Annotated in this window: 18 protein-coding genes and 7 pseudogenes; 14 read left to right on the forward strand and 11 right to left on the reverse strand. The window is 61.9% G+C overall.

Annotation, left to right across the window (positions count from 1 at the left end; genetic code table 11):
* Nucleotides 1-96 precede the first annotated feature (96 nt).
* Nucleotides 97-240 (forward strand): hypothetical protein, encoded by a 144-nt coding sequence (locus KZX46_RS22375; protein ID WP_219777264.1) that lies wholly within the window; start codon nt 97-99, stop codon nt 238-240.
* Nucleotides 241-424: 184 nt separating this feature from the next.
* Nucleotides 425-1,747: a group II intron reverse transcriptase/maturase gene (gene ltrA, locus KZX46_RS22380; RefSeq protein WP_219777265.1), complete on the forward strand. Its 1,323-nt coding sequence runs from the start codon at nt 425-427 to the stop codon at nt 1,745-1,747.
* 247 nt (nt 1,748-1,994) lie between these two features.
* On the opposite strand, the pseudogene KZX46_RS22385 reads toward ltrA, so the two are convergent.
* From KZX46_RS22385 to KZX46_RS22405, 5 genes and pseudogenes are all read right to left on the reverse strand, one after another.
* Nucleotides 1,995-3,345: pseudogene (locus KZX46_RS22385) on the reverse strand (IS1380 family transposase).
* A 180-nt stretch (nt 3,346-3,525) separates the two neighbouring features.
* On the reverse strand, nt 3,526-3,849 hold the full coding sequence (locus KZX46_RS22390) for a hypothetical protein (protein ID WP_219777426.1): 324 nt from the start codon (nt 3,847-3,849) through the stop codon (nt 3,526-3,528).
* Nucleotides 3,785-4,828, reverse strand: a complete 1,044-nt coding sequence (locus KZX46_RS23580) for a PAAR domain-containing protein (protein WP_370647570.1) — start codon at nt 4,826-4,828, stop codon at nt 3,785-3,787. Before KZX46_RS23580 ends, KZX46_RS22390 begins: the two co-directional genes overlap by 65 nt.
* The gene (locus KZX46_RS22400; RefSeq protein WP_219777267.1) at nt 4,821-5,228 is read right to left on the reverse strand and encodes a DcrB-related protein; all 408 of its coding nucleotides are present in this window, start codon (nt 5,226-5,228) and stop codon (nt 4,821-4,823) included. The genes KZX46_RS23580 and KZX46_RS22400 overlap by 8 nt, the downstream gene beginning before the upstream one ends.
* 476 nt (nt 5,229-5,704) lie before the next feature.
* Nucleotides 5,705-6,963: pseudogene (locus KZX46_RS22405) on the reverse strand (IS256 family transposase); the annotation flags it as partial.
* A 143-nt stretch (nt 6,964-7,106) separates the two neighbouring features.
* On the opposite strand from KZX46_RS22405, the pseudogene KZX46_RS22410 reads away from it, so the two are divergent.
* Nucleotides 7,107-7,271 (forward strand): annotated as a pseudogene (locus tag KZX46_RS22410) (transposase); the annotation flags it as partial.
* Between the two features lie 103 nt (nt 7,272-7,374).
* Nucleotides 7,375-7,703, forward strand: a pseudogene (locus KZX46_RS22415) (transposase); the annotation flags it as partial.
* 70 nt (nt 7,704-7,773) lie between these two features.
* Here the strand turns inward: KZX46_RS22415 and KZX46_RS22420 are convergent.
* A pseudogene (locus KZX46_RS22420) lies at nt 7,774-9,025 on the reverse strand (IS256 family transposase).
* A gap of 97 nt (nt 9,026-9,122) precedes the next feature.
* Here KZX46_RS22420 and KZX46_RS22425 point away from each other — a divergent pair.
* Nucleotides 9,123-9,932: pseudogene (locus KZX46_RS22425) on the forward strand (IS3 family transposase); the annotation flags it as partial.
* Between the two features lie 563 nt (nt 9,933-10,495).
* On the opposite strand, the gene KZX46_RS22430 reads toward KZX46_RS22425, so the two are convergent.
* Nucleotides 10,496-11,617 carry a hypothetical protein gene (locus tag KZX46_RS22430; protein WP_219777268.1) on the reverse strand — a complete coding sequence of 374 codons (1,122 nt, stop codon included), beginning with the start codon at nt 11,615-11,617 and terminating at the stop codon, nt 10,496-10,498.
* A 23-nt stretch (nt 11,618-11,640) separates the two neighbouring features.
* On the opposite strand from KZX46_RS22430, the gene KZX46_RS22435 reads away from it, so the two are divergent.
* Complete coding sequence (locus KZX46_RS22435; protein ID WP_219777269.1) at nt 11,641-12,129, forward strand: type VI secretion system tube protein Hcp; 489 nt, start codon at nt 11,641-11,643, stop codon at nt 12,127-12,129.
* 145 nt (nt 12,130-12,274) lie between these two features.
* Here the strand turns inward: KZX46_RS22435 and KZX46_RS22440 are convergent, their stop codons facing one another.
* Genes KZX46_RS22440 through KZX46_RS22450 form a run of 3 tightly spaced genes read right to left on the reverse strand, consistent with a single transcriptional unit; the run spans nt 12,275 to nt 13,739 of the window.
* Nucleotides 12,275-12,955, reverse strand: a complete 681-nt coding sequence (locus tag KZX46_RS22440; RefSeq protein ID WP_219777270.1) for a DUF3618 domain-containing protein — start codon at nt 12,953-12,955, stop codon at nt 12,275-12,277.
* Nucleotides 12,952-13,335 carry a phage holin family protein gene (locus KZX46_RS22445; protein WP_219777271.1) on the reverse strand — a complete coding sequence of 128 codons (384 nt, stop codon included), beginning with the start codon at nt 13,333-13,335 and terminating at the stop codon, nt 12,952-12,954. The genes KZX46_RS22440 and KZX46_RS22445 overlap by 4 nt, the downstream gene beginning before the upstream one ends.
* Before the next feature lie 5 nt (nt 13,336-13,340).
* A complete protein-coding gene (locus KZX46_RS22450) occupies nt 13,341-13,739 on the reverse strand; it encodes a hypothetical protein (protein ID WP_219777272.1) in 399 nt (132 codons plus the stop codon).
* A 780-nt stretch (nt 13,740-14,519) separates the two neighbouring features.
* Here KZX46_RS22450 and KZX46_RS22455 point away from each other — a divergent pair.
* The 8 genes and pseudogenes from KZX46_RS22455 to KZX46_RS22495 all read left to right on the forward strand — a co-directional run bounded on the left by KZX46_RS22455 (nt 14,520) and on the right by KZX46_RS22495 (nt 19,189).
* Nucleotides 14,520-14,870: a hypothetical protein gene (locus KZX46_RS22455; RefSeq protein ID WP_226896333.1), complete on the forward strand. Its 351-nt coding sequence runs from the start codon at nt 14,520-14,522 to the stop codon at nt 14,868-14,870.
* A complete protein-coding gene (locus tag KZX46_RS22460) occupies nt 14,867-15,274 on the forward strand; it encodes a DUF2382 domain-containing protein (protein WP_219777273.1) in 408 nt (135 codons plus the stop codon). Before KZX46_RS22455 ends, KZX46_RS22460 begins: the two co-directional genes overlap by 4 nt.
* Nucleotides 15,274-15,894 (forward strand): OmpA family protein, encoded by a 621-nt coding sequence (locus KZX46_RS22465; RefSeq protein WP_219777274.1) that lies wholly within the window; start codon nt 15,274-15,276, stop codon nt 15,892-15,894. The genes KZX46_RS22460 and KZX46_RS22465 overlap by 1 nt, the downstream gene beginning before the upstream one ends.
* A gap of 38 nt (nt 15,895-15,932) precedes the next feature.
* Entirely contained in the window at nt 15,933-16,889 is a 957-nt protein-coding gene (locus tag KZX46_RS22470; protein WP_219777275.1) for a DUF2382 domain-containing protein, read from the forward strand.
* 168 nt (nt 16,890-17,057) lie between these two features.
* A complete protein-coding gene (locus KZX46_RS22475; RefSeq protein ID WP_370647571.1) occupies nt 17,058-17,174 on the forward strand; it encodes a hypothetical protein in 117 nt (38 codons plus the stop codon).
* A gap of 197 nt (nt 17,175-17,371) precedes the next feature.
* Nucleotides 17,372-18,280 (forward strand): annotated as a pseudogene (locus KZX46_RS22480) (AI-2E family transporter).
* Nucleotides 18,256-18,792 carry a hypothetical protein gene (locus KZX46_RS22490; RefSeq protein ID WP_219777277.1) on the forward strand — a complete coding sequence of 179 codons (537 nt, stop codon included), beginning with the start codon at nt 18,256-18,258 and terminating at the stop codon, nt 18,790-18,792. Before KZX46_RS22480 ends, KZX46_RS22490 begins: the two are co-directional and overlap by 25 nt.
* A gap of 13 nt (nt 18,793-18,805) precedes the next feature.
* On the forward strand, nt 18,806-19,189 hold the full coding sequence (locus tag KZX46_RS22495) for a hypothetical protein (RefSeq protein ID WP_219777278.1): 384 nt from the start codon (nt 18,806-18,808) through the stop codon (nt 19,187-19,189).
* A gap of 243 nt (nt 19,190-19,432) precedes the next feature.
* Here KZX46_RS22495 and KZX46_RS22500 read toward each other — a convergent pair whose 3' ends face one another.
* Nucleotides 19,433-19,630, reverse strand: a complete 198-nt coding sequence (locus KZX46_RS22500) for a hypothetical protein (protein WP_219777279.1) — start codon at nt 19,628-19,630, stop codon at nt 19,433-19,435.
* Between the last annotated feature and the right edge of the window lie 34 nt (nt 19,631-19,664).

Below are 19,664 nucleotides of genomic sequence, written 5' to 3' on the forward strand. Positions count from 1 at the left end.
GTAGCTGACGAGCGGCTTTGCCGGGTAACCGGTCGGGCTGAAGCCTCGTGACAAAGGCCGCCTTGGGCGGTTGAGCGATCCAGCGGGCCGTAACGTGTGAAGCCTGAGCAGGCCTCGAAAGTGATGATGCGGATGCCGACCCGCCTGAATAACGGGGAAGGCAGAATGAGCGGGGAAGAAATCGACGAGCGCACCCGCTCGATCCGCCGGGGTAATGGGCACGGCACGCTGGAATGGTGATGCGGGTAATCGGGGGAGACCCGTCCCGGGCGAGGGTAGCGGCCTCAACGTCGTGCTTGGCGCGGCGGTTCGGAGCGGGAGTCGGACAGGGTCATAGTACTGCTGAGGCCGGGTAATGCCGGCGGAAGGAAGGACCCTGACTTCTGGTGTGCTTTTGACGATGACGAGGTGGAGGTGATTGGCGATGAGCCTGCAAACGCCTGATAATATCCGGACTCTTCAGAGAAAGCTGTATCGTAAAGCGAAGGCGGAACCTGGCTTTCGCTTCTACGCGCTCTACGACAAGATCTGTCGCGACGATATTCTGCACCACGCTTATCGGCTTGCCCGCAGCAATGCGGGTTCACCAGGTGTGGACGGGGTGACCTTCGCACGGATCGAGGCGGCGGGCGCGCAGGAGTGGCTGGCGGGATTGCGCGAGGAACTCGTCTCGGAGACGTACCGGCCACAGCCGGTGCGTCGGGTCATGCTTCCCAAGCCTGGGGGTGGTCAACGACCGCTCGGTATTCCGACTATTCGGGACCGCGTTGTTCAGACTGCCGCCAAGCTGGTGCTTGAACCGATCTTCGAGGCGGATTTCGAGGACAGCGCCTATGGCTATCGCCCCAACCGGGGTGGTGGACAGGCGGTCAAGGAAGTGCACCGGCTTATCTGCCGGGGCTACACCGACGTGGTAGACGCCGATTTATCGGGCTATTTTGACTCGATTCCGCACACGGACCTCCTGAGGTCCGTGGCTCGCAGGGTTGTCGACCGGCATGTGCTGCGTCTTATCAAGATGTGGCTCAAATCGCCTGTCGAAGAGCGGGACAGCGGCGGCAAGCGGCGCATCAGTGGAGGGCAAAAGGCAACGTGCGGCACGCCTCAGGGTGGTGTCGCAAGTCCGCTACTGGCCAATATCTACATGAACCGCTTCCTGAAGCATTGGCGTCAGACCGCGCGCGGCGAGGTGTTCAAAGCACGTGTCGTTGCCTATGCCGACGATTTCGTCATCCTCAGTCGCGGCTTCGCGGATGAGGCACTGGCGTGGACGAAGGTGGTGATGACCAAGCTCGGGCTCACCCTCAATGAGGCCAAAACCTCGGTGCGGGATGCCCGTCAGGACCACTTCGACTTCCTTGGATATACCTTTGGTCCCGAGTACTTCCGTAAGGATGGCCACTGGTATCTGGGCGCAAGCCCGTCTCGGAAGAGTGTCCAGCGATTGAAGGACAAAGTGGGCGATCTTCTGGTACCCGGCGATATGGGCACATGGCCTGATGTCCGAGACCGGCTCAACCGCCTTCTGCGCGGCTGGTCGGCTTACTTCGGCTATGGCACCCGCTTGCAGGCGTATCGGGCGGTCGATCACCACGTCTACGAGAGTGTTCGACACTTCCTTGTGCGGCGGCACAATGTGCCGGGGCGCGGCAACCGTCTCTTCTCCTATGACTATGTCTATGGGGATGGCGGGGTAATGCGGCTTCGGAATGCTCACATCGGGCCACCACCGAAAGCTGTGCGGTGAAGCCAGTCGGAAAGCCGGATGCCGGAAATCGGCACGTCCGGTTTGATGAGCGGGGACGGGAGACGGGGCTCACGCCACCGCGCCCGTCCTCGACTCTACTGAGCCTTCACGCCATGGCTTTTCTGCCTCGGCTTGGCGGTTTCGCGACGGACGCGGGACGCAGTTTCCGGCGGCGCGGGAGCGGCGCGATTTCGGTATGCTGGCAGGTTTGCGGGGCTGGGTTCGATCGGCGGCACGGCCGCATCGGCTATGGGCTGGCGGCACGTAAGCTGAGGGCGACGTGGCGGAACAGCTTGGCATCCGCGTCGCGCTGGCCAGCGCGACGCGGATGCGGCTGGCAGTCTCGATATCCGCGCGGCGACCTTGATGAGCCGTAGGCGGAGGGTGGCGAACTCGGCGGACCTCAGGGCTGAGGTTTTCGGCAGCGCCAGGCGTAGGCGCCACATCAGCCAGTAGGCGGCGGTGTGAAGGATCAGCCGCATCTGGTTGGCATTGGCGGAGCGACACGAGGTGCGGTCGCTCTTCAGCTGGGCCTTGTGCAGCTTGATCAGGTTCTCGGCCTGGCCGCGGGCGCGATAGAGCGTGTTGTAGATATGCTGGGCGCTGCCGGCCTTGAGCGAAGTGACGACGAAGCGGATGTCGAGACCGAGCATGGTGGCCTCGATGCGTGCGACAACCCGCCTGCCAGTGTCGCCCCAGCTCCTGGCCGCATAGCTGGTCTCGGCATAGCGGCGCAGCACCGGCAACGCGCGGGTGGCACGGTCGACGCAGACCGCATCGGCGGCAGCGACAATGACCGGGTCGGCGTGCAGGGTCCGGTTGCCGGGAAGCCCTAACACGTAATCCACCTTGTTGGCCTCGCACCACGCCATGACCTCGGGCCGGCCGTAATGACCGTCGCCGCGCAGCGTGATCGCGGTGTCGGGCCAGTGCTTGTCGATGCGCCGGTGCAGCCGGCTGACATGACCGGCGATCTCGCCACCCGACGGCGTCTTGCCGGTGCGTAGCAGCATCGCCACCGGCCGGCCGGTCGCAGTGTCGTAGACATGGAGGGGCAGGAAGCAGCGCTCGCCATAATGGCCGTTCCAGAACGACACCTGCTGGCCGCCGTGGACGACATCAACCGTCTCTTCGATGTCGAGCGTCACCGTCGCCGGCGGAGCGGGATAGCTGGCGCAGTAGATATCGACCATGACGTCCATCATCCGCACTAGCTCGCGGGTTGTCGGGGCGTTCTCCCAGCGGCTCATCGTCGGCTGGCTGGCCAGGCCGACAGCGCCGCCGAGCAACTTGCCCGCCGCCAGCTTGAAGCCGGGATCGTGGCGCAGATCATCGAGATCGTCGGCATCCTCATAGCCGCAGGCGATCGCCAGTATCCGCGCCCGCAGGATGTCGACAGGGCTATGGACAACACGGCTTTGGTCGCGGGGGTTGGCGATGCAGCCGGCCAGGCGCCCGGCGATGCCCATCGCGCGCTCCGCCTGCGCCAGCAGCAGGACGCCGCCATCCGATGTCAGCCGCCCGCCATCGAACGCCGCCGTCACTTTCTTGCGGCAAATGGCTGGGAATCCGAAACCGGCAACGCTATCCTCAGCCATGGCGGGCGTGGCACTTTCTGTCCGGGGTCAGAGGGTCGTCTAAGCAACCATTCTCTACACCGAATCAGTAAGTTAAGCCACGCTCGCCAACCTGGAGCGCCAAGTTCGGTAAATAAGACGGGCTAGAAAGAACACAGATAATCATGAATTGTCGGATCTGGACTGTGTCATCATGGGGAACTACTTAGCTTCCTCCTGAAAAGGCTTTACTGCAACTGAGCCACCTTTTGGAATTGGACCAACATGCGCGGCAATCATCGCATACTGAGGGTGATTCTTTGGATACCTGAACTGACCGTCGCCGATGGCACCATTCCCAACAGCTCTCAATGTTAGTACGATAGTGCCATCCGCTTCCTCAGTCGCTACACCAATGGTCTGCAAATCGGTATAGTTTGTCTTGCTCGTCACCGCTGGTTTTCCCGTTGCCATGCCACAACTACTTACCGCCAAGAGGATGACTGCGCCAGTAAGCGTCGAGCGCAGGTTGTTGTGTTGGTCCATGCTGGCCTCCATATACGCGCGCTGAACTTTCAGCATAAGTTTCGGAAGGCCCGCCGGCGCCCGCCTGCTGTTCGTAGGCGCTAAGACCGCTCAGATCGCTATTCCGCGCTGCCGTGAAGTCTGAACTGCTTGAGTTCCGCTGTGGTCCAGCGAAGGCATCAACGGCGTGTGTGGTCTCATGCACGGTCATGTTTGCCGAGCCATGTCCTTCGCCTGTCACAGGAACGTGTGGGCCAGCGGGAGTGCCGTACCCGGTTGTCGCGATCACCACGGCGTTACGGTCGTGCATATACGCTCCCGGAACGTTATCCCAGGTGGCGCCAGGTGGCCAGCCACGAGGGTGAACCCCCTTGAGCTCGGTCGCGTAATCGGTCACCGAATTCCGCGCTGCTATGACCTTCACCCCATTGTCGCGCAGAATCTGCAGGGCGGCAGCCGGTAGTTTGGCGAGTTCCGCTACGACAAGTGCAACATCGGTTTGGTCACCAGAGCCGCCCGCCTGAACCAACGCAATGGCCAAGGCCTTCGACTGTTCGGCCGAGGTCGGCTCGCCGCTTGGACCGCCGATGTTGACGTTGGGTGAGGCTGCCGCGACGATCACCGCTGAGCAGCTGATCTTCTCGCTGATCCGGCCCGCCGGCATTCCGTTGATTCTGACCGACGTCGAGCCGCTGATGACCGGCAATTTGCCAGCGTGGTTTGAGCATTGAGCTGTAGCTAGCGTTGTCATCGTCGCGAACTTGCCGTTTATCCGGACGTTCGATGATCCGGTGATCAGCTTGCCCGAGGCCGCGCTGCTTGAGTTGGCCCCGAAGAGACCGCCGAGCATCGCTAACAAGGTTGTACCGGCCCCTCCCGACGCGGCAGACCCGGCTTGGCCCGAGCCTGCGCCGCCTCCGAATAGAGACCCTAAGAAAGATCCAACCGATCCATGGGCTATTGGATCGCCAACGCGGGCTGCTGGTTGCCGATCACCCATTTACGATGCCTGTCTTGGTATCGGCCAAGCAGGCGGATGAGTTCGCAAGCGCAGTCAGTTGGGCGTCAAAAACAGCCTGATGCTCGTCAAACTCGTCCGCCGCTGCCGACGCGGTAAACGAGATCACCGTCGTATCACCAGGATCGATGAAAGATAGCTGCTGTCGCATAGCCCCCATCGTCGCGTTCCAGCGCACGTCGACACGTCGGGCGGCGTTATCGCCGATACGGCCCGACTGCTGACCTTCCAACGTATAATTTGGGAGAGTGGTCTCAAAGATAGCAATTTGTCGCGCGCAGAATTCGGCAAAGTCTTCGTCGGATGATCGGACCTCGCGCGCGATCACGACACTAGGAACGACTGCTTGACCCGCGTTAGGAGGCGCCGTGTGGACGATCATCGACCGGTCAATCCAGCCATCAGGTAGTGTGATAGCCAATTGCTCTAAAACCATACATCCCCAACACGATACATGATTATCATACACCGATTTTAGAGCGCAAACCAGAGGAGAAAACCTCTGCAGACGTCCTCGTCGAGATGGCCTTACCAGATGGGATAAATTAGATGCGCGATATTGCACAGCAGGCAATCTTGAAGCTGGCTCTGATGCAAAACTGACGTTGGGGATTCACGCAGGGAATCGAGCGGGATAGATAGGCGTGATGCCCGAACCTGCCGCACCTGTGTATCGCACGACGAATGGCCTCAGTATAATGCGGCGCCGAAGCGCCGTGGGTCGTTGGAATATGTTCGAACCAGAGATGCACTGGCTATCGGTGCCCTGTGGTCGTCCTGGTCGCCCGATGCGGTTCTCAGGGTCGTTTCCGTCAACGTGGTGTAATTTCGGGTGTGGCACCGGGTTGTCATCGTTGAGGCGGCCTTGGGTGTAATCTGTAGCTGGGCGATCTTCTCGATTGTGGGTGTGGCGAGTGCGGTCATACCTTCGAGCTGCATGTAGCGGCACTGGAGCTGAAATTCGTCGTTCTGCTCGAGGCGCACGGCCCCGATCATTCGCTTGATGCTGTCTTCGTTGGGGAAGATGCCGACGACGTCGGCAAGGCGCTTCACCTCCTGGTTGAACCGCTCGAGCGGGTTGGTGCTGTGGAGCTTGACCCGGTGCTGCTCAGGGAAGGTCATGTAGGCGAGCACGTCGTGCTCGGCGCCGTCCAAGCAGACGCCGAGCTTGGGCCAGCGGCCGCGCAGCTGGTCGGCGACGTGTCGCCAATTCTGGGTCGCGGCCGCGTGATCGGGCTGGAGGACGACCTGCCGGATCGCGGCCGCGACGACGGTGTTTTGGCCCTTGGGCACGTGGGCGAGCGCGTTCCTCATAAAGTGCACCCGGCAACGCTGCCAGGTCGCGCCGACGACGCGGGTGATTGCCGCCTTAAGGCCTTCGTGCGCGTCGGAGATGACCAGCTTGACGCCCTTGAGCCCGCGGCGGACGAGATCGCGCAGGAAGGTCGACCAGAACGGCTCGGCCTCGCTCGGACCAATGTGCAGCCCGATGATTTCGCGCTTGCCCTCGGTCGTCACGGCGACCGCTATTATGGCGGCGACGCTGACGATGCGGTCGCCCTCGCAGACCTTGAGGTAGGTCGCATCGAGCCAGAGGTACGGCCAGTCGCCGACGAGCGGGCGCTTCAGGAATGCATTCACGCGCTCGTCGATATCCTTGCACAGCTTCGACACGCTCGACTTCGAGATGCCGCTCATCCCTCCGCCGCCATTCCATGCGCTACGCGCACAGAACCTTGGGCGGCTGCGCCCATCGCCTGGATCAACTCGTCGACGCGCCGCGTGCTGACGCCAGCGATCCACAGTTCCTGGATCACCGAGACCAGCGCCTTCTCGGCAGTCTTCCTGGGCTCGAGGAAGCCGGGAAAGTAGGCGCCGGTCCTGAGCTTGGCGATCTTCAGGTTGAGTGTGCCGAGCCGGCTATCGATCGATCGGTCGCGGTAGCCATTGCGCCACGTGCTGCGATCGCCCGATCGCTCGTGGCGGCCGGCGCCGATCAGGCCGTCGACATCGGCCTCCATGATGATTTGCAGCACACTCTCGGCAACGGCGCGCAGGAAATCGCCATCACCGGTCTTCGCCATCAGCTCGGCCAGCGGTAGTCTGTCATCGGTCATTGGGAACAACTCCTCGGTTTTGGCGAAGGTCGACACTTCCACCTTAACCGATGAGCCCGGTGGCCGCCGAGATCGACGTTGCGGGGGGTGGGGCTAGCCCCCACCCCCCGCAACGCCGTCATCAAGACCGGGAAATTACACCACGAGCGCGGACGCTACCGTTTTCAGACAGCGCGATCGAGCTATGCCTGACGCTGAAGACGCTGTTCAACCTGCCTCTGCGGCAAGGGATGGGATTGGTTGCGAGCCTGATCAAGATGGCGGGACTGGATTGGCCGGTGCCGGATTATACAACGCTGTGCCGCCGGTAAAAGACATTGAAGGTCAGAGGTGGCTCGGCAAATCTGCTCAGGCTGCTGAGTGGAGTTTCTGCCTGAAGGCGGCCAGCATGGCTGCCGAACAGGAGATGAGATGACGAAGCGAACACGCCGGAACCACAGTCCGGCATTCAAGGCGAAGGTGGCTTTGGCTGCCGTGAAGGGCGAGAAGACGCTTGCCGAGTTGGCGCAGCAGTTCGACGTTCACCCGAACCAGATCACGACGTAGCGCGGCCAGTTGCTGGAAGGGGCCGCAGGGGTTTTTGGATCGGAAGGTCATAACGAGCCGGCAGAGCCGGCGATCGACGTGAAGACGTTGCACGCCAAGATCGGCGAGTTGACGCTGGTGAACGATTTTTTGTCCGGGGCGCTCGGCAAGGCGGGACTGTTGCCGAGCGCAAAACGATGAACGACCGTTCGCATGGATCGTGTCCCACTGAGTGGTGTAGCTTCGCCGGGGTTGATCCAGCGATCTCCGGCGAGGCCGGATTGATCAAGCGGCCATTGCGGGCAGCGTGACGAGCGGATCATCGCTCAACTGGGCGACACTTTCCAGCGTCATGTAGCGCGAGCGCTGAACCGCCCATTCGTCGTTCTGTTCGAGCAGGATCGCGCCGACGAGACGGGTGATGGCCTCCTCGTTGGGGAAGATGCCGACGACGTTGGTGCGGCGCTTGATCTCGCCGTTGACGCGCTCGATCGGGTTCGTCGAATGCAGCTTGAGCCGGTGCTGGGGTGCAAAGCTCATGTAGGCAAGGACGTTTTCCTCAGCGGTATCCATCAACGTCGCCAGTTTGGGCACGGTCGGGCGCAGCTGGTCGGCAACCTTGCGCCACTGGCTCTTGGCGGCGTCAGGCGTTTCCTGGGCGAAGGCGGTGGCGATGAACGCCGAGACGACACGGCGGCCGCTCTTGCCGGCGTGCGCCAGCGCGTTGCGGGAGAAGTGCACACGGCAGCGTTGCCACGTGGCGCTGAACACGCGGGAGACAAAAGCCTTGATGCCCTCGTGGGCATCGGAGATAACCAGCTTCACGCCGCGCAAGCCACGACGCGCGAGACCGCGCTAGGCAAGTCGGTCCAGAAGGTCTCGGCCGCCGACGCGCCAATCGCCATGCCGAGCACCTCGCGGCGACCGTCGCTGTTAACGCCGACCGCGATGGTGACCGCGACCGAGACGATGCGGCCGTTTTGGCGGACTTTAAGATAGGTGGCGTCGATCCAGACGTAGGGCCAGTCGCCTTCGATGGGACGCTCGAGGAACGCCTTCACGCGAACGTCGATATCTTCGCACAACCGGCTGACCTGGCTCTTGGAAATGCCGCTCATCCCTCCGCCGCCATTCCTTGCGCTTCGCGCCTGGAACCTTGGGCGGCTTCGCCCATCGCTTTTACGAGGTCATCGACCGATCGCGTCGAGATGCCCTGGATGTAGGCCTCCTGCACGACCGCGGTCAGCGCCTTCTCGGCAAGGCGTCGGGGCTCGAGGAAGCCGGGGAAGTAGCTGCCCTTCCTGAGCTTGGGGATGCGCAGCTCGACGGTGCCGGCCCGGGTCTCCCAGTCGCGCTCACGATAGCCGTTGCGCTGGGTGAGCCGGTCATCGCTCTTCTCGCCATAAGCCGCGCCCGTGAGCCCGCCGACCTCAAGGGCCATCAGTCGCTGCGCGGCAAAGCCGATCATCTCACGCAGAAAATCAGAGTCGGCGCTCTTCCCCACCAGCGCCTGCAGGTTCATCGTATCGTCGGTCATCGGTAATCTCCGTCGGTTGAGTGTCGCAACCCAAACCTATCCGAAGGTCGCCGATGGCCAACCGCGAGCTACACCACCACCCGGGACACGACTTTCGCATGCGTTGCCGGTGACACGGCAGGCGCGGGAGTTGGGTATCAGCCGCGGCAGCGTCTATTATCTACCTAGGCCGACCTCGGCTGCCGACCTCGCGATCATGCGGCGGATCGATGCGCTGCGCATGGATTTCCCGTTCGCGGGAAGCCGGATGCTACGTGATCTGCGTGCCGCCGAAGGCGTCAAAGTCGGCCGCCTGCACGTCTCCACACTGATGAAGAAGATGGCGATCGAGGCGATCTACCGGCGGCCGAACACCTCGAAGCCGGCGCCAGGGCACAAGATCTATCCGTATCTGCTGCGCAGGCTGGCGGTGACGCGGCCCAATCAAGTCTGGGCGACCGACATCACCTACATCCCGATGGCGCGCGGCTTTGTTTATTTGATCGCCATCGTCGACTGGTTCAGCCGGCGGGTGCTGGCATGGCGGCTGTCGATCACGCTGGAGACCGACTTTTGCATCGAGGCTTTGGAGGAAGCGCTGACGCGCTTCGGGACGCCGGAAATCTTCAATACCGACCAAGGCAGCCAGTTTACCAGCATGGCGTTCACCGCCGTCTTGCACCGCGAGAAGATCGCGATCAGCATGGACGGCCGCGGCGCCTGGCGGGACAACGTGTTCGTCGAGCGCCTGTGGCGCTCGGTGAAGTACGAGGAAGTTTACCCGCCCGCCTATGGTTCGGTCAGCGAGGCGCGCGCCTCGATCGGACGCTACCTGACCTTCTACAATGGCAGACGCCCGCACTCGTCGCTTGACCGCAGGACACCCGATCACGTCTACTTCAACCGTCCGCTTCTCGCAGCGGCATGAAACCAGCCCACACTCCACTTAGCAGTCGCGCCGAGCTGTTCAATTGAACCGAGCCACCTCTGTCTGATCCGCCCGAAAACGCCATAGCGTGAGACATCCCACGATTGTCAGGCATGATCCGAGGCCAAGACATTCGAGCCAAAATGGTACACCGAGTAGCTCCATACCCGTAAGCAGGTTCGTAGGTAACGGCCCAAAGCCAAAACCCAGTACAAGCAGGAGAGCTGCCGCCAACAGTGTAATGACCGAGGGAATCACTTCCCTCATTTAATCCTCTGATGCTAAAGGGTAAAGGGTGTGCGGCTCCTGATCAAGGTCGCCATCCGCTGCGATAGCCCGCATTTGCACTTGGGCGGATAGGCGGTCGAAGCAAGACACCGCCAAGTGGGCGCGATCAATTGTAATTGCCGACCGTTCGTTCCGCGGATTGGGCCAGTCGCCCCTTAACGGCGATTTCTATCAAGATTTCAAAGAGTTTCGCAATTGAACAGAGAGCCCCGTCTCGATGGCTATTCACGTGCAGACAAACCGAACCACCCCCTTGGTTTACTCCTGCAAGCTGCTCAATGATGCCGGTGGTTACCAGTCAATACCCGGAGATGGTAGCTTTTAACCCACTCCCGAAACAACCCCGGCGCGCCGCGCTTGAACCACAGGTGATAGGAATATCCTGCACTCAGGCCGCCGGCTATCAATCCGGCGCCTTCCGGGATCAAGCCGGATCCGTACAGTTCCGAGTCGGCAGCGCCAGCTTTCATCAGGTAGACATAAACCTCGCCATCATAGACGGGGTATTTCATGCCGAGCTTCAGGTTCTCCCAGGCATAGCCCCGAACCCGGAGCTTTGTCAGTGTCTCCGCTACCGCCTCGACCGTATATCGATAGAACGATGAATTGATGTACGACCCGGCAGTATTTTCGACGCGGTATCGTCGTAGAATGTAAAACTTAGGAGCGAGGAATTGATGAATGCTCTCGTGGACACGAGCGAGCTCCTGGTCCTCTTTCGTCCCTAGCGAAGAGATTTCGGAGTCGCCCCAGAAATTCGATCGTCCGGTATGGGCCTTCAGATATCCCACTCTTGCCGTTTGCGGCCGATAGCGAACGCCGGATTTGATCGGCGGCATATCCTCCTGGAACACCCGGCCTCCCCGTGGTCGTCCCCTAAATAGCCAAGCGAGCACGGCCTGAATACCTAGAATGGCGATGGCTTTGGCAAGATGTTGAGCCGCCGCGTCCAGGTCTGCAGGCGTTCGCGCATAATAGGCCCTACTCCCAAATTGATAGAACTCGTCGATCCCGGAAAACACGGCCATGCCGATCGAGAATATTCCCACCACACTGGTGATTACGTCGACGATCTCGCCTACGCCAAAGGCATGACTGACCACCCAGGCAACAAGCACCGCCGCAACGATGGCCAGAGAGTCAGGCGTGATTAACGCCGCCAGCTGATCTCTTGCCTCTGGACCAACCTTGGTCATCGTGCGCCGCAAAACGTCGGCCAGACGCTGTTCGTAGGATTCACCGGCGATTGTAGGCATGACGACCTGATAGCAAACGGGTGATGATCGACCAAGCTGAATGAGGTGCCCCGCGACGGATTGTGCTCCCTCCGCTTCGCCCGTCGATCGGCCAGAAGTTACGGCATTATTGACGCGCAAGGAAATTTGCGCGATCACCATTTCATAACGTTAGAGGGCGGAACATGCCGGTTTATCTCAAGCTCGGGTCGCTTCAGGGTGCTGTCACCGCCGGTCCGTACAAGGGCTGGATCGAACTCGATTCCTACAGCTGGGGTTTTTCGGTCGCGGTGCAAACGACTGCCGGCGCCGGCGGCAACCGTATGTCATCCGGGAAAGTCACACCGGGCGACGTTCATCTGGTCAAGCGTCAGGACGATACGACCACCCAGTTTATGCTCCAGTCGCTCGAGGGCAAGAACACCCCCGAAGCACAACTTGCCGTAACGATCCAGGCGTCGGATGGTGCTGAGGCGAAGTATATCGAATACGTCATGAAGAACGTGATCTGCACGTCGTTTACGACGTCGGGCCAGAGCTCGGGTGGCGAACCGATGGAAAACATTGCCCTTAATTTTAGTCAGGTTCAGTTTAACCAGTATCTTCGCGACGATACCAACGCTGAGCGCGCGGTCCGCGGCGGCTACGACTTCACAACTGCAAAGAAGGTCTAACTCCTGCTAGTCAGCTTTGGCGTTAATGACGTCGCTCTTGTATTTGAAAGACAGACTGACGCTCCACACCGCTGTATAAAAGGCGATGCTGGCCCCTTCTTGCTTCCGTGTGTCAATATGGCGACCGCTACCGGCGCTATTTTCGTTATCTCGTTTTAATCGATCGGCCGAACGCCGCGCTGGCCTCATGCAAAATTTTGACCAACGACGCGGTTATTCGCTTTGTGATACCGTCAAAGCCGCCTGACAGTGACAGCTGCGAAACGTCGAGTTCGTCTTTTGCCGAGGCGATCGCAACGTCACCAGCCGCACCGAGCCGGGCCCGCACTTCGTCGAGTACCGACATCTCTACTCCACCCACTGGGATTACGGTCCCGAGCAGTGCCCCGGTTGCGGCGCCGACGACAAGGATCGCAAGCGGAGCGTCGCCGTGCGCGGTGTGCGCCTTACTGTGGATCGCGTCGATATGCTTGGGGGTGGCCCCGGCCTGCGAGCGTCCATCGGCGCGATGCACAGCAGGTCTTTTGTTGTCGTCTGCATCAGCGGTGAAGCTGTCGACGCTTTCGCTCACGGCACGCGTCGAACGGCTGCGTGCGAACAATGCAATCCCGATTGCCAGCCCGGCTGCCCCGAAAGCGAGTGGATGCCCCCCCGCGGCGGTTTGCGCGGAAGCGACAGCTTTCTTTCCTGCTGAACTTATTGACCCGATTGCATTATCGACCATTGCTTGAGGCGACAGCCGCATTTGAAGCTCGTCTATGGTACCCGCAACCCGGTCGCGCGTAGCTGCGGCTTCGGTCTCGATCGCTTTGGTCTCCTCGGTCATCGTACACTCTCCGCAATCGCTACCGCATCGCGCTTAACCGATTTGATGGACTGGTCGGGGACGATGCTCGACATTTTCAATTTGCTGACCCCGCTCATGATCAGGACGCCGCCAACTACCAACGCGGCGAAGCCAACTATTACTGCAGCCCAGCCAGCACCCAGCAGCGGGGTCAGAAATCCCACCGCAGCCCCTAGCAAAGTGAATATCGCGCCGAGCAAAAGCACTGCACCGATGCCGATACCTGCCGCACCCTTGCCGGCCGAGGCAACATTGTCGCGCAATTCCGACTTGGCGAGACGAATTTCGGTGCGAACAAGATGGTTGCCGTCCTCGACGAGCTGACGAAGCAGATCAACGATTGAATTTTCCTCCTGCATCCCGATCACCTTGGTCGAACGAAGCGCGATACCGCGAAACCGGCGGCAACGGCGATGCCAATGGCAAGGGCAGGGCGGGTGCGAATCAGCGTTTTAGTGTCGCCCAGCAATTGATCGACAGATTTGTGTTCGACCGTATTCGCCCAGCCGGCGACGGTATCGGCGGCAGCGTGAACATATTTAGCTAGCGGTGCAGCGCCATTACCGTCGAGATTGGTAGCGACGTCGCGCACCGCCGCAGAAACACTGTCCAACGTCAACTTCACCTGCGCTTTACCCTCGCCGAGCAAAGATTCTGCCGACGGAGCAACGTTTGACATCGCAGACCCAGCCAATCGATTTTCCTCATCATCGTGAGATGCAGGTGCCGGAGGCATTCCGGTCCTGGTGGTGTCGTTGCTCATTTTGAACCTTCCGGTCGCGCAAAGCTGCCCTTCGGCAAGTGGTTGCCAAACGTAACATGCTTTGCCGAGTTCCCCCCTCTATGGTCCGTTGAAGGATCAACTGACGCTGTTGTTTCCGTCGAACGCACGATGGAAAACGCGTGCCGAGGGAAGAGGCTGAAGTAGCCCCCTAAATCGCCCGACAGTCCATGAAGCGTCCTGGGTTTTCCGGAGCCGGTCTCGCTCGCGAAGCTGCTCGAAGGTGCTCTGTGGCTCCTCAGGAATGAGCTGATAGGCCCGCTGGCGCTTATTCCAGCGGCCCCTTCGCAGCCGATCGCGGCGGTCTCGACCGAACTGCCGTCAGGCATGACAACGACCAGTGACACCATGCCAGCTGTAGGAATATAAACGGGTTCGAGACGTTCGCCGGGCTCGTACAGAACCTGCCCCAACTTGAGCGGCACAGCTGTCATCCACTTTGCCAGCGTGGGCTGATCCTTCACTAGCACACGCGAGAGAAGGTAGTTTGCAGAGGGCCAGGGATCGCTCGTCGACTGTGACATCCCGCTCTCAAACCCTTCGCGTTGCCACCTGTAGTAACGTCGCGGTCGGCTGCCGGACGCAGCCTCAAAGATTTATTCCAGCTTTCCGGCAATCGTGGCGAAAATACGATTGTCATGGGAACCCTGCCACGTTCGCACCGTTGGCGCATCGTCAGATACATAACGAGCTCTGGCGACGCTGGCAGCAGCGTTGGCCTCGAGGAGAGGCGCTCGTTCTCAGAAATCTCTGGAGCCAGCGATGGTTGTGTCGACGCGTGTCCAGTGGGGTACAATGCTTTTGACCGGCAGCAGCGTTGCGGCGTGTGCGTCGCCGTCGATGCGAATCTCGACCGGTCTCCAGCGCTATGGTCTCGGCGGTGCGCGCGCCGACTGTGTCGGCAATCACCTTGAGGCGTCGCTGTCGATCATCCAGCTCGGTCGCGCTGCTCAGGTGTACAATGGTGGCGACCCGATGCCGGGGCGGCTGAACGCGAGCGACCTGGTTCGTGCCGCCGCCCAGGTCAACGACCCGAAAGTACCGCTCGAAGTCGTCAAGGCCACGGCGGTCTGCGGCGTGCTGACCGGTCCCGCGCCGGTTTCTCCGTCGTGACCCCCGACGAGAAAACCAGTCAGACTCGCGACGGCGTTATCCAGCTGGTCGAAGAAACGGCTCGCATCGATACCCGAACGGTAGAGACCGGCAAGGTCCGCGTGCGGACCGTTGTCGACGAGGAGCCAGTCGTCGTAAGCGCGACGCTGTCCGGCAACTACGTCACGGTCGATCGCATCGCGATCGACCGTGTTGTCGATACCGTTCCGCCGCCGCGCGAGGTCGACGGCGTGATGATCATCTCGGTCGTCGAGGAGCGGCTTCGCGTCGTTCGCGAGCTGGTCCTCGTCGAGGAGGTCCACATGCGCGATGTCCGCACCGCCGATCCTTTTGAGCAGACCGTCACCCGCCGCGTCATGCGCGCGGTGATCGAGCGCGAATCCACCAACAGGGAGACTGAATAATGGCCGACGACCGTGAGATGACCGAGGGGGCCCCGCCGAGCCACATCCACATCGAAAAGGGCAAGCCGGTCAATTGGCTGGCATGGCTTGCGCTCGCGCTCGGCGTGCTTGCGCTGATCTGGGCCCTGACGCGCCACAAGGAAGCCGCGACGACCACCGAAACCGTATCGAACACGGCCGCCGCGCCGATCGCAGCCACCGGATCCACGGTCGCCGCGACCACGACCGCCTCGGTTGGAGCATTGGGTGCCTATCTCGCCGGCAGCGAAGCAGCACCGCGGACGTTCGCGTTCGATACGATGCACTTTGCGACGGCTTCAAGCGAGCTGACCGCCGCCGACAAGACAACCGTTGAGGACGTTGCTGGCGTGCTCGGAAAGTACCCGACGACGAACGTCAAAATCGTCGGTTATGCCGATGCCCGCGGCAATGCCGCGGATAACGCTAAGCTCGGCATCGACCGCGCCAGTTCGGTCAAGGTGGCACTGACGGCCAAGGGTGTCGATGGTAGCCGCATCGCGACCGGCAGCGGCGGCGACGCCGACCCAGTCGACACCAACACGACGGCGAGTGGCCAGGCGGAGAACCGCCGCACCGAGCTCGTTGTCGTCAATCGCTAACCGCTATTCAACCCAAGCCCACAGAAGGAGCGATCATCATGTCACGCATCATCACGGCATTGTTCGACACCCGCGCCGACGCCGAAGCCGCCAAGAACCGTCTCGAGGCTGCGTCGTTGCACGTCAGCCACGTCAGCATCACCGACAAGACCAGCGACGGCTATAGCGACAATGTCGGCACCGGCACGACGTCGGCAGAATCCCAAGGCTTTTGGGCGTCGCTCAAGGGCGCGTTTAGCCCGGGTGAAGACCGTCACGTCTATGAAGAAGGTGTCCGCCGCGGCGGTGCCCTGCTCAGCGCGACGGTGGACGACGATCACGTCGATCAGGCGGTCGACATCCTCGACAACGCCAACTCGGTCGACATCGATGGCCGCGCCGAGGACTGGAAGAAGTCGGGATGGGTCGCTCCGGTTGCTGCAACCGGCATGTCCCCCAAGCCGATGACGGGTGCGCGTAAGATGGGCGCAGGCGAGGAGATGATCCCGGTCGTCGAAGAGACGCTGCGGGTCGGCAAGCGCGAAGTCGAGCGCGGTGGTGTCCGGGTGCGCTCGTATATCGTCGAGACCCCAGTCAGCGAGAAGGTCACGCTTCACGAGGAGCATGTCTCGGTCGAGCGTCGTCCGGTCACCGGCGGCGCCGTGCCGGCCGATGCATTTCGTGAGCGGACGATCGAGATGACCGAGACTGCCGAGGAAGCCGTCGTTGCCAAGGACGCCCGCGTCGTTGAGGAGGTCGTCGTTCGCAAGACCGCCGACGACCGCACCGAGACGATCAACGATACCGTGCGTCGCACCGAGGTCGAGGTCGACAACGTTGCCGGCACGTCGCGCACCGGCATGACCGGGGCCGGGACCGCCGGTGCCGGGACGGCTGCTGGTGTCGGCCTCGGCGACAAGATCGCCGGCCTTGCCAAGGAAGGGGCCGGCAAGGTTACCGGCAACGACGATCTCGAGCGTCGCGGTGAAGCGCAGCAGGGTAAGAAGCCTTACTAAGCCGTCTTATCAGGGGGAGCACTTCGTTCCGCGAAGTGCCCCCCTTTCTGCATCGGCGTAACTCGTCCGGACCACCGCATCCTTTCGGAGAAGAAACATGGTCGATAAAATCGCGTAGAAGGTGTTCTCGACAATGCCAAGGGTGCCGTCAAGGAAGGGGTCGGCAAGATGACCGGCGACGAAAAGCTTAAGGCCGAGGGCGTGGCTGACAAGGCGAAGGGAAGTGCCGAGAGTGCCGTCGGCGGCGCCAAGGATACCGTGCGCGACGCCGCAAAGAAGATCTAGTGCACAGCCGCTGCCGGGCTGACCTGGCAGCGGCCGCTCTCCCCGTCATGGCAGGAACGGAGGCGGGCATCTCGACATCCGCATCGCTCGCTCCGGCGCTGCCGCCGATCGAATCGCCAGCGGCTCCCGATACCTCGCGGGCGCTGACAACGTTCGTTCTCTCCGTCGCTAATCTGTACTTCGGCAAGGAAATGTTGGTGCCGGTCACCCTGGCGCTACTCCTCGCTTTCGTTCTCGCGCCGCTGGTCAACCTTCTGCGCCGCCTGCGGATCGGCCGTGTCCCTGCAGCACTTCACGTCGCGACCCTCGCGCTTGGCCTGGTACTGGCGATTTGGACGGTGATTGGTACCCAGATTGCGCAGCTGACCACCGATCTGCCGCGCTATGCCGCGACCGTCGAGACCAAGGTGTCGCGGGTGAAGGCTTACACGCTTGGCTGCGTGTCCGAGTTTACCGACCGGATCGACTCACCACATAATGCGCCTGAAGGTGAGACGACGACGATGTCGTCGACCGAGACCCATGCTGCACCCGCAGCTCCGCCCGCGACCGGATCGACCCCGCTCGATCTTGTTCGCCGCTACCTGTCGCCAGTCCTGTCGCCCCTGGCGACCTTCGGTGTGGTTTTCATCATCGCGATCTTCGCCCTGCTCCAGCGCGAGGACCTGCGCGACCGCATGATCCGCCTTGCCGGCTCGACCGACCTCCACGGCACGACGGCGGCGATCGACGACGGCACCCAGCGCCTGCGGCGCTATGTTCTGACGCAGCTGTCGATCAACGTGCTGTGCGGCGTCGTGATCGGTATCGGGCTGCTGGTGATCGGCGTCCCCTACCCGGTGCTGTGAGGTATCCTCTCGGCGCTGCTCCGGTTCGTTCCCTATGTCGGGTCGCTAATCGCCGCGGTGCTGCCAATGACACTAGCGGCGGCGGTCGAGCCGGGCTGGTCGATGACATTGTGGACGCTTGCGCTCTACCTTGTTGTCGAGGGGATTACCGGCCAGGCGATCGAGCCGATGGTCTATCGCCGCAGCACCGGGCTGTCACCATTCTCGGTCGTCGTCGCGGCGATCTTCTGGTCGTGGCTGTGGGCCCGATCGGGCTGATCCCATCGACGCCGCTCACCCTCTGCCTCGTCGTCCTCGGCCGTCACGTCCGCCACCTCGAGTTTCTCGACGTGCTCCTCCGCGTTCAACCCGCCCCGACGCCGCTCGAGAGCTTCTACCAGCGGATCCTTGCAAACGATGCCGACGAGGTCCGCGACCATGCCGAGGGGCTGCTCAAGGAACGGTCTCTCTCGAGCTACTACGACGATGTCGCGCTCAAGGGATTGCAGCTTGCCGCGGTCGACGCCCAGCGCGGCAACCTTCATCCCGACCAACTAGCGAGCATCCGGACGACGATCGTCGAGGTCATAGACGGCCTGAAGGACCATCCCGACACGCAGCCGGCTGCAGCAGCTTCTGAAAGTGCGGTGATCGCCCCGTCACAGCGAGGCGCGGGCACAGTGCCAGCGACGCCGGCAATCGCCGATGTGGAGGATGGCGAGGCGCTGCCGCCGGAGTGGGGCGCGGGGAGGGGGCGGTCGCCGCGTCGCTGGTCGTGGCCTGCTCGATGAGGCTGCCGCGACCATGCTGGTCCAGATCCTCGCCAAACACGGCATCGGAGGTCGCGTCGTGCCCTACAGCGCCGTAGCACGCGACTGGATTGGCGAGTTCACCGCCAGCGACGTGCGGATAATTTGCATCTCGTATCTCGAACTGAGTGGCGAGCCGTCGCCTCTCCGCTATCTGATCGAGCGGCTGCGCCACCGGGTGTCCGGCATCCCGGTCATTGTCGGCCTGTGGCCGGCGGGAAAGGCAATCCTGAGCAACCCGCCAATGGCACGCAGCATGGCTGCCGACCACTACACCTCATCGCTGAGCGCCGCGGTCGAGGCAGCGATCGCCGCAGCGCGCGGCGTGCCGGGCCGGCTAGGTCTCTTGCGGTTGACGGCTCCGATGGCAGCTGCTTGAGGAATTGCGGCGCGACAGCCCCCATCTCAGGAACCGAGTTGACCGCGTGAACTGATCGACAAATGCGCGCTGCCGGATTGCCCGTTTGACCGCTTCATCGATGCCGCCAGTCGTTGATGATGCCCCGCCGTTTACCGGACGAGCACTTCGTCGTGCTGTCTGCAATAAGCAGTGCCGGCCGCGCAGTGATTTTGCGCCGCTATACCTATAGAAGCGGCCGGGGCGACCCCCGGCCGGGTCGACTTACTTCTTCGCCGAAGCGCTCTTGCCATGGGCTGCGGTTGACGCCTTGTGAGCCTCTTCCGAGTGGCCATGGGCCTTCGTCGAGGTCTCGTGCGCATTGCTGTGGTCGTTCTTGCCGTGCATCTCGGCAGCGTTGTGATGCGACTTCGCGGCCGCCTCGTGATGCTCGGCCGCCTTCTTGTGATCTGCCTGTGCCATGTGTTATCTCCAAGGATATCGCTCTAGGCGGCAG

Origin of the sequence: Polymorphobacter sp. PAMC 29334 (assembly GCF_019431245.1) — a bacterium.
Taxonomy (GTDB): Bacteria; Pseudomonadota; Alphaproteobacteria; order Sphingomonadales; family Sphingomonadaceae; genus Polymorphobacter_B; species Polymorphobacter_B megasporae.